Source organism: Porphyrobacter sp. HT-58-2 (assembly GCF_002952215.1).
Classification (GTDB): Bacteria; Pseudomonadota; Alphaproteobacteria; order Sphingomonadales; family Sphingomonadaceae; genus Erythrobacter.
Genome location: NZ_CP022600.1, coordinates 2131760 through 2144869, shown reverse-complemented (window position 1 = coordinate 2144869; position 13110 = coordinate 2131760). Strand labels below are relative to the sequence as shown.

General features: G+C 64.5%; 9 protein-coding genes. All 9 read right to left on the bottom strand.

Annotation, left to right across the window (positions count from 1 at the left end):
- Position 1: 1 nt before the first annotated feature.
- A complete protein-coding gene (gene trxA / locus CHX26_RS10075) occupies positions 2 to 322 on the bottom strand; it encodes a thioredoxin (protein ID WP_104943370.1) in 321 nt (106 codons plus the stop codon).
- A 70-nt stretch (positions 323 to 392) separates the two neighbouring features.
- The gene (addA, locus tag CHX26_RS10070; protein ID WP_104942250.1) at positions 393 to 3923 is read right to left on the bottom strand and encodes a double-strand break repair helicase AddA; all 3531 of its coding nucleotides are present in this window, start codon (positions 3921 to 3923) and stop codon (positions 393 to 395) included.
- On the bottom strand, positions 3920 to 6652 hold the full coding sequence (addB, locus tag CHX26_RS10065; protein WP_335682296.1) for a double-strand break repair protein AddB: 2733 nt from the start codon (positions 6650 to 6652) through the stop codon (positions 3920 to 3922). The genes addA and addB overlap by 4 nt, the downstream gene beginning before the upstream one ends.
- Positions 6637 to 7038, bottom strand: a complete 402-nt coding sequence (locus CHX26_RS16230; RefSeq protein WP_335682295.1) for a hypothetical protein — start codon at positions 7036 to 7038, stop codon at positions 6637 to 6639. The genes addB and CHX26_RS16230 overlap by 16 nt, the downstream gene beginning before the upstream one ends.
- Entirely contained in the window at positions 7031 to 7747 is a 717-nt protein-coding gene (locus CHX26_RS10060; RefSeq protein WP_233997114.1) for a nucleotidyltransferase family protein, read from the bottom strand. The genes CHX26_RS16230 and CHX26_RS10060 overlap by 8 nt, the downstream gene beginning before the upstream one ends.
- Positions 7744 to 8733 (bottom strand): aminoglycoside phosphotransferase family protein, encoded by a 990-nt coding sequence (locus CHX26_RS10055; protein ID WP_104942249.1) that lies wholly within the window; start codon positions 8731 to 8733, stop codon positions 7744 to 7746. Before CHX26_RS10055 ends, CHX26_RS10060 begins: the two co-directional genes overlap by 4 nt.
- Positions 8730 to 9191: a tRNA (adenosine(37)-N6)-threonylcarbamoyltransferase complex ATPase subunit type 1 TsaE gene (gene tsaE, locus CHX26_RS10050; protein ID WP_172449908.1), complete on the bottom strand. Its 462-nt coding sequence runs from the start codon at positions 9189 to 9191 to the stop codon at positions 8730 to 8732. The genes CHX26_RS10055 and tsaE overlap by 4 nt, the downstream gene beginning before the upstream one ends.
- On the bottom strand, positions 9191 to 11554 hold the full coding sequence (locus tag CHX26_RS10045; RefSeq protein ID WP_104942248.1) for a PAS domain-containing sensor histidine kinase: 2364 nt from the start codon (positions 11552 to 11554) through the stop codon (positions 9191 to 9193). The genes tsaE and CHX26_RS10045 overlap by 1 nt, the downstream gene beginning before the upstream one ends.
- A gap of 101 nt (positions 11555 to 11655) precedes the next feature.
- On the bottom strand, positions 11656 to 13080 hold the full coding sequence (gene ahcY / locus CHX26_RS10040; RefSeq protein ID WP_104942247.1) for an adenosylhomocysteinase: 1425 nt from the start codon (positions 13078 to 13080) through the stop codon (positions 11656 to 11658).
- Between the last annotated feature and the right edge of the window lie 30 nt (positions 13081 to 13110).

The following is a 13110-nucleotide window of genomic DNA, read 5'->3' as shown; positions in this document are numbered from 1 at the left end:
CTTAAAGCTCGCCTTCAAGCCATGCCTTGAGCGCGCCCTTTGGCGCTGCACCCAGCTTTTGTGCGACGGGCTTGCCATCCTTGAACAGCACCATCAGCGGGATCGACTGCACCCCCATCTGCGTGGCGATGTCGGTGTTCTCCATGATGTCGACCTTGGCAATCTTCACTTGCCCGGCCAATTCATCGCTGATTTCCTCCAGTGCCGGGGCGATCATCTTGCACGGCCCGCACCAATCAGCCCAGAAATCCACCAATACGGGAGTATCACTCTCCAGCACGTCGGCCTTGAAGCTTGCATCAGTCACGTTGACGGTCGCCATGTCGCTTGTCTCCTTTTGCCGGAGCATTGGAGCGCCGGTCTCATGAATGCAATCTAGTTTGCCGGGCTTATCACTCAATATCTGGCGGCAAGAATGATTGCTGCGGGGCCTGCAAGCTGTGCTTGTGCGCAGCAAGCGTGGCCGGCATCAGCTCGAACAATACAGGCGCGTGGGTATAGAGCACGCCGGCACGCACGTCGCGCCCTGGATAGATCGCCTGGAGCGCGGCAACATAGGCCGCCATTTGCCCAAGCGTGGCAACAGGTACCTCAGCGAGGCTGGCAGGCGGTCGGCGGGTGGTCTTGAAATCTACGACAGTGATATGGGTGTCCTCCACAAGCAGCCGATCGGCGGTGCCGGCCACGACCACGCCATCGACGGTCGCGGCCAGAGGCACTTCGGCGAGCGCCCTTTCCGAGAAGATGGCGGCGAAATCCGGGTGATCGAGCACGCCAATCGCCGCGTCCAGCATCTCAGTGCGCAATGTGTCGTCGAGGTCGCCCGCCTGCCGCTTCAGCCAGCGCAGCGCCGCTTCCCTGCGTTCGGCCGAGGGGACATCAGGCAGGCGTTCTAGAAGTGCATGGATCAGACTGCCGCGCCGCGCAGAATCGCGCGCTGCCTCTGGCGGCAGCGGCGGCTCTGCCCCTTTGTCCTCACCGACAGAAGACGGCGCAAGTGGGCGCGGAGGGCGCGGTTCGGGGCCAATCGGCGTCACGGCCCAGCCCGGCAGTTCGAGCGGTGCTGCCGGGACTTCCCCCGCGTCGCCATCCAGCGTGAGCGGCGCGGCACGCTCTCCCCATTCCTTGCGCCAGCCCCATACTGGGTCTTCCAGCGGCTCATCTTCAAACAACGGCGCGAGGCGCGCGTGCCAGCTATCCTCGTGAGGCAAGCCCTTTTTCGCTTCGTTCTTATTCAACGACCCACCGATGAACAACGCTTCTTCGGCGCGGGTCAAAGCGACATAAAGCAACCGCCAGTGCTCCTGCAGCGCAGCAATCTGCTTGGCTTGCTCGGCTTCGGCAATCCGTCCTCGTTTCTCATCCTTACCGAGCTGGGGAAGCGGTACGAGGCGCTTGCGTCCAGAAGCCAGCCCAAGCACCTCGTCCTCCAGCGCGAGATCGCCTGCATCGCCCGGCGCGCCGGTGGCATCGGCAAGGATCACGATCGGCGCCTGCAAGCCCTTCGAACCATGCACCGTCATAACCCTTACTCGCCCGCCGGCACTGTCGGAATCGCGTTTGAGTTCGCTTGTTCCGGAATCGAACCACGTCAGGAAGCCGGCCAGGCTCGGCCAGTGTTCGGCCTCGTAGGCGAAGGCGGCGTTAAGCAGTTCGTCGAGCGGGTCATTGGCCTCCGCCCCCAACCGCGCGACCAGCTGCGCACGCCCCTGCCACGGTCCAGTGAGAAGCCAAGCGATCAGGGCTTGCGGGGTCTGGTAATCGGCGCGGCGCAGCAAATCGCGCAGCCGTTCGGCGGTCTGTGCCACCAGCGGCGGCGCGTCCTCGCGGCGCAAGTGATCCCACAGGCGCTGCTTTTCCGCGCGCGGGACGTGTTCGAGAATATCCTCCTGCGTCCACCCGAGCAGCGGCGAGGCAAGCAGGTTCGCGAGCGAAAGATCGTCCTGCGGCTGCGCGGCAAAGCGCAGGGCGGCGAGCACATCCTTCACCGCCAGCGGCGTCCCCAACCGCAGCCTGTCGATGCCGGCAACTGGCACCCCTCGCGCATAGAGCTTGGCGACGATTTGCGCGGCGAGCTCCTTGCGCTGACGCACCAGCACCATGACATCGCCCGCCTGCGCATGACGGCGTCCGCCCTTTTCGAGCACGAACGGTTCTTCACCGCTCACCCAGCGGCGCACCTGCTCGGCGATCCTTTCGGCCAGCAGCGTATCGTGGCGCGGCAGCCAGTCGCGCGCGTTATCCTGCTCGTCCTCGTCCTCTTCTGTGATTTCCCCTTTTTCGGGCACCACGGGCGGCCACAAGGTGACAAGCCCGGGCCGCTCCGCGCCCTCGTGCTCTGGCGGCGCCTTGTCTAGGCCGAATGCGGCAAAGCCCAGCACCTCCATCATGCGGTTGACGAAGCCGAGCACGATGTTGGCGGTGCGGAATGATCGCCCAAGATCAAGATCCTTCCAGCCGGGAATGCCGCGATTGGTGCGGCTGGCGCGGATGCCGTCCTGCGCGGCGCGGATGCGGGCGTGGATGCGTTCCTTGGCACGGGCGAAGTTTTCCGGGCTGGTGCCCTGGAAGCCGAAGATCGCCTGCTTGTAATCACCCACTGTAAAGATCGTGCGCAGCTTGTCACCGCGCGCGCCCTCGCCGGTGAAGAAATCGTCGATCAGCGCCTCGACGATGTCCCACTGGCTTTGGTTGGTGTCCTGCGCCTCGTCGATCAGGATGTGATCGAAGTGGCGATCAAGCTTGTAGCGGATCCAGTCGGCAGCGTCCGACTGGCCAAGCAGCGCCGCAGCCTTGCGGATCAGATCGCCGAAATCGAGCAGGCCTTCGCGGGCCTTGCGCGCTTCCCAGCGGACGGCAAAGGCGCGGCCGATCTCCAGCGCGCTGGTGACGATCCCGGCGCAGGCGAGCAGAGCGCGGCGGTCGTCATGAACGCGCAGGGCTTCGGCCACCATCTCCTGATTGTCGGCAAAGTCGGGATCGCTCTCGCGGGGCTTCTTCAGGTTGAGGCTGGGCGTGCCATCGGCCTTCAGCAGCGTGCCGCGGAAACCGGCCACCGCAGCCACCCGCGCCGATCCGTCCAGGGCCAGCCAATCGCGCATGAAGGCGAGGCACTTGTCGGCGGTAGCGGTGCCCCATGCTTCAAGCGGAGGGATCATTGCCATGACGTGATCGTCGGGAAAGATGTCGGGGTGCAGCGGCTCGTCGGCCCAAGCCTCGTCCGCATCCGCGGGCATCCCGAGCATCTGGCGCACCCGCATGTCCATCGGCGGCTGCCAGCCGTCCGGCCCTTCCCACAACTCCTGCGCCCCGGCGGCGCGCATCAGCCATGCGTGCAGCGCGCCAGGATCCTTGCGGGTGATGAACATGTGGATGCCACCCAGCACGCGTTCGTCCTGCGCCGCCTCCGCTTCCTCGACCATGTCGGTCAACACTTCGCGCGCGAGCAATTCGCGGCTGCGATCATCCAGCACACGCGTGCCGGGGGCTAACCCCGCCTCCTCGGGGAAATTGCCGATCAGGAACTGGGCGAAGGCATGGATCGTATCGATCCTTAGCCCGCCGCCGGGGCAATCGAGGACGTTGGCGAAAAGACTGCGCGCGCGTTCTTGGGTCGCCGGGCCTATGTCCGCGCCGAGGTAGCCAAGCTCTCTTGCCAGCACGGCCCCGGGCAGCCGCACCCAACGTGCCAGCACGGCGTTGATGCGGTTCGCCATTTCCGCCGCGCCCGCCTTGGTAAAGGTGAGACACAGGATTTGAGACGGACTGACATCCTCGCGCAGCAACAAGCGCAACACGCGGGCGGAGAGCACCTGCGTCTTGCCCGTTCCAGCCGAGGCAGAAAGCCAGACGTTTTCCTCCGGCTCAGCAGCGGTCAGCTGATTATCCTGCAACGGGAAGACCAGACCGTTCCCGCCGCTCATGCCCCGCCCTCCTTATCGGTCAGGCGCACAAGCCACTCCTCCAGCCGCATCAGCTGGTCATATTCGTTATAACCTTTGTAATCGGGATTCTCGCGCGCGGTGAAGGGCTTGTTCCCCTTGATATAGCTGGTAATCGCTTCGGCGAGCTTATCCTCGTGGAAAGGCAGGTAATGGTCGGGCTCCAGGCCGGTCTTGGCCTTGCCTTCCAACATGGGCGTTTCACGATAGCCGAAGCCTTCCGCGTCCTTCTTCTTCGGCTTGCTGAGTGACCAGTATTCGAACCTGGTCGGCATGCCGGCTACGACCTGCCCGGTCTTGCCATTGGCAAACTGCCCGTCGCGGGCAATCAGACCAAGCAGCCCGAGTTGCAGCGCATACCCCGCCAGCACCTGCTTCTTGGGAGGCGGAGCACCAGTCTTGTAATCGACAATCGCGAGACTGCCGTCAGCGAGCTGGTCGATCCGGTCTGCGCGGCCTTGCACCTTGACCCCTTCAACGGTCATCTCGCCCGAAATCTCGCTCGCCAGCACCGTGCGCCCTTCCGCCTCGCTCTCCTGCACCCAGCCAGCAAACCGTTCGAGCGCGGCAATCAGGCGCGGTTGCCATAGCGCCCGGAATAGCGGGTGGACTCGCTCGGCGGCGAAATGGCTTTCGGCAAAGGGGGCGATGGCAAGATCGCGATCGATGAGCCTCGCCTTGTGCCACTTGTCGAGAATGGCATGCACAAGCGTCCCGCGCAGCGCCGGATCGCTGAATGGATCGGCATTGAGCGGATCGAGCTGCCTGAGATCAAGGATGGCCTGCGCGTAAAACTGGTAGGGATCACCCAGCAGACGGTCGAGTGCTGTCACCTTGATCGGAACATTGCGCAATTCCGGCGAGGGGTCAGGCGCAGGGCGCGGATAGGGCGGTTCAGGCGGACGCAACCGGTCAAGGTGCGGCAGCAGTGCCGGGATCGCTCGCTCACGATGCTCCTTTTCGAGGTCATCGCCGAGCAACGCTTCAACCCGCAGCAGAAAGCGCGAGGGCAGTGTCGGCCCTTCCGCATCGCGCAGAGCGCGGCTCAGCACCACTTCTGGCGCACCCAGACAGCCGGCGAGGTCATGCGCAGCAAGGCCGATGCGGAACTCCGCCCCTGGCACGCCCAACGCGCGCAGGATCGCCGGGGCCAGCAGCGCATCGGCGCCGGGGGGCTGCGGCCAGCTACCCTCATTGAGACCGCCACAAATGAGCAGATCGGCACGCGCCATTCGCGCTTCGAGCAATCCGTAAATCGCCACACGCGGATGGCCGCCATAGCCGGGGCGCACTGCCACCTCGTTCATGCAATCGCGCAGAGCCCCAGCGAGATCAGCAGTCTCGATCATGGTGCAAGCAGCTTCGGCATGCCCGCGCAATTCCTCGATCATGGTGCCGAGCGCGCGCCCATCCTCGCGCTCCCATATCGCGGAACGAGCGAAGGCCTCGGCAACAGCGGATAGACGGGTCAAGGCTTCGGCGAGCGGAATCTGTGCGGGCCAATCGGTGAGCGGCGCGACAATAGTCTCGGCCTCGTCCCACCAATCTTCGACCATCGCCTCCTTCGCCTTCTTGCGCAGAGGTTCAAAGCCAGGCGCAGGCGATGGCCCGCGCAATTTATGGTCGAAAGCGCGCAGTCCCCTCAGCCAAACGCGCCGCGCCTCTGCGTCCCATGCTCGCACCAGTGGATGCGCGAAAGCCGCGACAAGATTGGCAGGATCGGGGCCTTTGGCGGCAATTTCTGCCAGCAGCCCGAACAGGCGCCCGGCCGGGGTCAGCGACAGCGGGCGACCAGCGGAATCGTCGGCGGCGATGTTCCAGCGTTCGCAATGCTGCACCACGCGGCGGGCAAGACCGCGATCGGCGGTGACGAAGGCGATGCGCTTTTCTGGCTGCTCCAGTGCCTCGCGCACCAGCAGCGCAATGGCCTGCGCCTCTTCCTCGATGGTGGCGCTGGTCAACAACCGCACACCGGCCAGCCGTCGTCTATCCGCCGCCAGCCCTACCCACGCACGGCTGGCCAGTGGAGGCAGGAACAGCGAGGAAATCGCCCGCGCGCGCGCAGGTTCGGCCGCCGCCGCGCCGCGCCTGTGCCATGCCTGCACTTCGGCCCGGTTCACCCCCATACGGTTCAGTAACAGCTTGAGATGATATTGCGGGTGGCTGAGTGCATCCTCGGCCCCGAACACGTCACCTTCGGGGACATCGGCAGCGCCGGCTCGGCCAAGTTCAGCCCACGCGGCATCATCCATCGCCAGATCGAGATCGGGCAGAACCACCGCACCTTGCGGTAGATCGGCAATGACCCTGAGCAACCGTACCAGCGCGGGCGCGGCGCTAGTCACTCCGGCAGCGATAATCGGTCGCGGCGGCGGAGCCTCCCTCCAGCGACGCGCAGCATGGGCAAACAGCAGATTGCGCCGGGTCGCCGCATCGACCTGCCCGCGGGTGACCAGTTCCGCCTGCCAGCGGGCATTGACCCGCGCGAACAGGCGCACCGAGTGCTGCCAATGCCCGGCCAGATCGCCCAGCCTGTCGATCACCCCGTCGCCAAGGAGGTCATCGCCTGCCTTTTCCTCAACCAGCAGCCGATCCATCGTCCGCGCCATTTCCCGGGCGAGATTGAGCCGCGCGCGCCCTGGCAATGGTTCCATCCCCTCTCCGGCGCGCTCCTCGGCTATCAATCGATCAAGCGTCAGCCAGCGCGCCACCGGATCGCAGGCGGGGGGAATGTCCGCCGCGCCAAGCGGATCGAGCGCGCGCGCGCCACGCCGATAGCCGATCCGCAGGCGGGGGGAATGTCCGCCGCGCCAAGCGGATCGAGCCCGGCGCCCAGCTTTTCGTCAAGATCAAGATCGCCGACTGCAATCATGCGCGGCATCAGCAAGCCGCCTTCGCCATTCTCACCGGCGTGACGGATAAAGGCTTCGGACAGGGTGCGCGCCGCCCGGCTCGAAGGAACCAGCAAAGTCAGGCGGGCAAGGCCGAAACCGGGTTCGTTGTAACGCGGGACCAGACCTGCCACCAGCGCATCGGCGAACCCCCGGTGAGCAGGGATGGAATAGACAAGTGGACCGGGCTTGCGGGTCTCAGCCACCCAGCAGCGCTTCCTCGGTCGGACGGATCGCCTGCGGCGTGCCGACTTCGAACCACAGACCTGTAAAACTGATTCCGAACAGACGCCCCTCCTCCATCGCCCTGTTCCAGAGGATATTGGTGGAGAACGGTCCCTCGGGCGCATCGCGCATGAGGCGGTGCGATACGAGCTGGATGCCGGTGTAAATGAAGGGCGCTATCCGCCCATCACGGCGGCGAGAGAGGCGACCCAGCGGATCCATGTGGAAATCCCCCGGCCCCTGAAAATTCACGGCCCGCGCATGTGGCACCACCAGCAGCAGCGCGTCCATCGCATCGGGATTCCAGCGCACTGAAAGATCATGGAATGCGCTCTTGGGGCCATCGAGCCAGATATTGTCGGCGTTGAGCGCGAAAAAAGGGTCGGGCAGCAGCGGCAATGCCCTGGCCATCCCGCCGCCGGTTTCAAGCAATTGCGCCCGCTCGTCCGATACGAGCACTTGCGGGCTCTTTCGGGCCAGCACATGCGCCTCCAAGGCATCGGCGAGATAGTGAACATTCACCACCGCCCGGCCAACCCCTGCGTCTGCGAGGCGATCGAGAGCATGGTCGATCAGAGCCTTGCCCGCCACTCGAACCAAAGGTTTCGGCTGGCTGGCGGTGAGCGGACGCATCCGCTTGCCCAGACCGGCTGCCAGGATCATGGCGGTGTCAGAAGCGAGCTTGGTCACGCGGGGAACGCTCCGTAGACGGCCCGCAGCTGCGCCGGGATGTTGGCATCGAACCAGCGCGCCACCGGAGCTAGGGCTGGATGCGCAAGATCGCGTTCCAGTGCCGCCCAGACGCGCGGGATCAGGTCAAGATACCTGGGCTTGCCATCGCGCCGGTCAAGCCGGGTGAAGATACCCACGATCTTGGCGTTCCGCTGCGCTCCAAGCCGGGCGTAATCGGCGCGGAAGTCCTCGCCCGTCACACCTGCCGCTGCTTCGTAGTGAGCAAGCATCGCTGCCTCGAGCGGCTCTGCCACATCGCGCCGCGCGTCCTGCAACAGCGACACCAGATCATAGGCCGGGTGACCGACCAGCGCGTCCTGAAAGTCGATCAGACCCTGCGGCGCACTAGGCCGACCATCCAGCAGCATGATGTTTTCCGCATGATAGTCTCGCAGCACCGTAACGCCGGGCGCTTGCCGAGCGAGCATTGGTGTCAGCACTTCCTCCCACGCCGCGGCATAGGCTTGAGCATCCACAGTGATCCCCTGCGCCGGGCAGTACCACTCGGTCAGCAGTGCCGCCTCGCGCTGATACACGGCCATGTCATAGGCCGGGAACGGGCCCGGCGGCAGACGATGAAGCGCAGCAAGCGCCTCGACAGCGGCTTCATAAGCCTCGCGTTCGTCATCCGGGTTGAGGTCAAGCCAGTCGCGCATCCGGTCGTTGCCGAAGTCCTCGGTCAGCACCCAGCCCGCGCCTGCATCCTCAGCAAGGATTGCAGGCGCACGCATCCCATGGCTGTTCAGCCAATGGGCGACATGGAGAAACGGCGCAGGGTCCTCGTGCGGTGGCGGCGCGTGCATCAGCATTGCCGATTGGTCGTCGCCGTTAACAAGCCGGAAGTATCGCCGGAACGATGCATCGCCGGGCAACGGTTGCACTTGCGCACCGCCCCAACCAGCAGCTGCAATGAATTCGGCGAGACCCTCAGGCAAAGCGTTCATGGCATCCGCCCTACCCAATCCGCACCGCCACGGGCAATCGCAATCCGCCCGCCCTCCCCGCTTTCTCCAACGGTTTCCAGCATGATGGCAAGACACCCCGCTTCCTGCGTGAAGCCGCCTGCATGCTCAGGCCATTCGGCGATCAGCGCCGCACCCTGGCGGTAATCCTCAAGCCCGATTTCCATCAGTTCCGACGGATCGTCGAGCCGGTAGAAATCGGCATGAACCACGGGCATCCTCAGCGGCGGCGCGGCGTAGGTCTCGATGATGGTAAAGGTCGGCGATGGCACTTCGCCTGCATGGCCAAGCGCCGCAAGAATGGCCCGGGCAAGTGTCGTCTTGCCCGCCCCAAGACCGCCTTCGAGCGCGACCACGTCGCCCGGCTGCAACCTTTGGGCAATGCGCGCGCCGAAGGACTCCATCGCCGCCAGATCAGGCAGAACCTCGCGCAACGCCATCACGGCAGACGGATCGTTGCAGTGGTGCCGGCACCTTTGCGGCTGATGATCTCCAGCGTGCCGTCATGCGCCTCGATCAGTTGACGGGCGAGCGGAATGCCAAGTCCGGTGCGTCGCTCGGGCGCAGCGTCTTTCTCGGCCCGAACTCCACCCATCGCACGGGCAAGTTCAGCCGAACTCATCCCCTTGCCATTATCGGCGATCGTCACTTCCATGCCCGCGCCCGGGCCGCCATCGGCAAGCCGGCGAATCTCGATAACAATGCGCCCGCCCTCCGGGGTTCCACCAATGGCATTGTCGATCAGGTTGCCCATCGCCCTTCCCATCTGGCGCGGATCCGCCTCGATGATGCGCCCGCGCCGCCCTTTGAGATCAAGGCTCAGGCCTGCCGCGATGATCGCCTCCTCGCGTTCGCGCACCAGTTTTGTGAGGAAATCGAGCAGATCGAGCCGCTCCTTGCGAATCGGCAGCAGCCCCGCCTCGCTCTGCGACAGATCGAGCACGTTTTCGACCTGTTCGGTAAGACGTTCGACCGCAGCAAGGATCGCATCGACATATTCGCCCGACTGTTCCGGGTCGCTCGCCACGCCGCTTTTCAGCAGTTCCGCATAGCCGCCGATAGTCGTCAGCGGCGTACGGAATTCATAACTCATATTGGCAAGGAAACGGGCCTTGACGGCATTCGCTTCGTCGAGCGCCTCGGCACGCTCGCGCAGGGCCTGTTCAGCCTTCTGCGAGGCAGTGATGTCGAGCACGGTGAGCAGGCCGTTTCCGTCGGGAAGCGGTATTCCCGCAAAGCGCAGGGTGCGGCCATCGGCAAGTTCCACCTGCCCGCCTTTTTCCCGCCGGTCGAGCGTCGCAGCGCGCACCGCCCCGCCGATCAGACCGGCTTCTTCGGGACGCACAAGGTTGCGCCCGATCGCGGTCAGAAGTTCATCGGCGCTGGGGTGCTGATCAAGCAATTCGGTGGAAAGGCCCCAAGTTCCCGCAAAACTCCGGTTCCACAGTTGCACCGAACCATCGGGCGCAAAGATTGCCAGCGCCTCGAACAGGCTATCCAGCGTTGCCGTACGGGTGCGCAGCAGGGTGTCGCGCACTGCAGAAAGAGCGAGGCTTTCCGTGCGGTCCTCTGTAATCAGCACAAGGCCGCCATCAGGCATCGGCTGCGCAACAACCCGCAGGTGCGTACCGCCGGGCAGCGGCCACGCCTCCTCCACTGCATCACGCATCCCGAACCAGCCAGTGCGCTCGCGCCGCCATTCGGGAAAATCGCGCACTTCAGGCGTAAGACCGCGTTCACGGGCTTCGGCGAGGAAGCGTTCGAACGATGTACGCGCTTCAACCACCTCATCGTTGACGCTGAACAGGCGCCGGAACGGGCGATTGGCAAATGTCAGGCGTTCCTCGGCATCGAACAGCGCCACACCGACCGAAAGCTGATCGAGCAGCGCGCGCTGGGCATCGCGGAAAGCCCGGAATTCGCGCGCGACCTGCTGCTGTTCCTCAATGTCGATGGCATAGCCCGCCACGCCTTCCTGCCCGAGCGGCAGATCCGAAACCCGCAAGGTTCGACGCGCACCGTGAATGGTGGCCGCGACGATCCGCTCCGACTTATCCTGAGTTTGCAGACTGGATGCCGCGATTTCAGCGGGTGAGCGCTCATTCTCAGGCTCGAGCAGCTCGATCTGAGACTGCACCACCTCGGCAGCACTAGTGGCGCCGACTGCATCAACATAGGCTTGGTTGACCAGTTGCAAGGTCAGGTCACTGCCGCGGAACCACATCGGCATCGGGGCCGCCTCGATCAGGCCCACCAGTGCCGCAAAATCCCCTGTTGCACGCGCAGCAGCGGCCCTCAACCGCGCCATCTCGGCATGGCTCTCGGAAAAGTCGAACACCCACACCAAGGCGGCGCCGCCGGGAGAAACCTGCGGATCGGCGAGCGTGCCGTACAGCGCCAGACTACGCCGCGAGCCCGGCAGGTTGAGCGCCATTCGAAAGGGTGCCGCGCTTTTCTGGGTGGTCTGGATTTTGGCCCATAACTCCTCGATTTGCTGCGGTGCGAGCCCCCCTGCCTTAGGCTGCCCGGAAGGCACAACCAGTTCCGATAGATATTGGGGGATGCTGGTGAGCCCCAGCAACCGAGCAAGCTTTTCGGGAGCTTCGATCCGGCCATCGATACGCACAAGCATGGGAAGTGCAGGGGCGACATCCAGCAGGGTCTGCATCCGCTTCAGGCTCGTGCGCATCGCCTTGGTGCGCTTCACACTCCTATTCGCACGCAGCACGACCACACCCGCGCCCACCGCCCAGGCGGCGAGCACCAGCGCAATCAGCAACAGCGAAAGCGGCGTTACATCCATCGCTCAACCGCTATGCGCGCACGCGCGGGAGTGCAACGGGGGATGCGCCGCCCGCCCCCAACCCCGTGATAAAACGGAGCGGAGCGGGCGGTTTGATCACATCAGTAGCGGTAGTGATCCGGCTTGAACGGGCCAGCCTGCGGCACGCCGATGTAGCTCGCCTGCTTCTGGCTGAGCTGCGTCAGTTGCACACCAAGCTTGGCGAGATGCAGCGCAGCGACCTTTTCGTCGAGATGCTTGGGCAGGACGTAGACGTCGTTGTCGTATTCCTCCGCCTTGGTGAACAGCTCGATCTGGGCAAGCGTCTGGTTGGTGAAGCTTGCGCTCATCACGAAGCTCGGGTGGCCGGTGGCGCAGCCGAGGTTTACCAGGCGGCCCTTGGCGAGAATGATGATCGACTTGCCATCGGGGAAGGTGACGATGTCGGTGCCTTCCTTGATTTCCTTCCACTCGTAGTTCGACAGGGCCGAAATCTGGATCTCGCTGTCGAAGTGACCGATGTTGCAGACGATCGCCATCGGCTTCATGTTCATCATGTGCTCGGCAGTGATCACGTCTTCGTTGCCGGTGGCGGTGACGAAGATGTCGGCGCGCTTGACGGCCTCTTCCATGGTGACGACTTCGAAACCGTCCATCGCGGCCTGAAGGGCGCAGATCGGGTCGATCTCGGTGACCATCACGCGCGCGCCGCCGTCACGCAAGCTGGCGGCCGAGCCCTTGCCGACATCGCCGTAGCCCGCAACGCAGGCGACCTTGCCGGCCAGCATCACGTCAGTCGCGCGGCGGATCGCGTCGACCAGCGATTCCTTGCAGCCGTAGAGGTTGTCGAACTTCGACTTGGTGACCGAATCGTTCACGTTGATCGCCGGGAAGGGCAGCTTGCCCTGCTTGGCGATCTGGTAGAGGCGCATGACGCCCGTGGTGGTCTCTTCCGAGACGCCCTTGATCGCCTTCACCGTCTTGGTGAGGTAGCCGGGCTTGGCAGCGACGAAGGCCTTGAGCGCGCGCTGGAATTCGATTTCCTCGGCGTTGGTCGGCTCGCCCATTTCTTCCCCTGCTTCAAGGCGCGCGCCCCACAGCGCGAACATCGTGGCATCGCCGCCATCGTCGAGGATCATGTTGCAGGTGAGGTCCGGATCGGCTTCCGAGGCCCAGTCGAAGATGCGGCCGACATAATCCCAGTAATCGGCCAGCGTCTCGCCCTTGACGGCGAAGACGGGAATCCCGCGCGCAGCGATGGCAGCGGCGGCGTGGTCCTGGGTCGAGAAGATGTTGCAGGTCGCCCAGCGCACTTCGGCGCCCAGCGCCACGAGGGTCTCGATCAGCACCGCGGTCTGGATCGTCATGTGGAGCGAGCCGGTGATCCGCGCGCCCTTCAAGGGCTGGGCCGCGCCATATTCCTCGCGCAGCGCCATCAGGCCCGGCATTTCGGTTTCGGCGATCATGATCTCGTCGCGTCCGAACTGAGCGAGCGCGATGTCCTTGATGACATATTCGTGAGTCGGGGCGGCAGCGAGGGTGGCCATGTTTCTATCTCCTAAGCACAGATGCACACC

Bases quoted from the DNA above. Each gene is read 5' to 3' on its own strand.
- ahcY (WP_104942247.1), bottom strand. From the start codon at position 13,080: ATGGCCACCCTCGCTGCCGCCCCGACTCACGAATATGTCATCAAGGAC.
- addA (WP_104942250.1), bottom strand. From the start codon at position 3,923: ATGAGCGGCGGGAACGGTCTGGTCTTCCCGTTGCAGGATAATCAGCTG.
- trxA (WP_104943370.1), bottom strand. From the start codon at position 322: ATGGCGACCGTCAACGTGACTGATGCAAGCTTCAAGGCCGACGTGCTG.
- tsaE (WP_172449908.1), bottom strand. From the start codon at position 9,191: ATGGCGTTGCGCGAGGTTCTGCCTGATCTGGCGGCGATGGAGTCCTTC.
- CHX26_RS10055 (WP_104942249.1), bottom strand. From the start codon at position 8,733: ATGAACGCTTTGCCTGAGGGTCTCGCCGAATTCATTGCAGCTGCTGGT.
- CHX26_RS10045 (WP_104942248.1), bottom strand. From the start codon at position 11,554: ATGGATGTAACGCCGCTTTCGCTGTTGCTGATTGCGCTGGTGCTCGCC.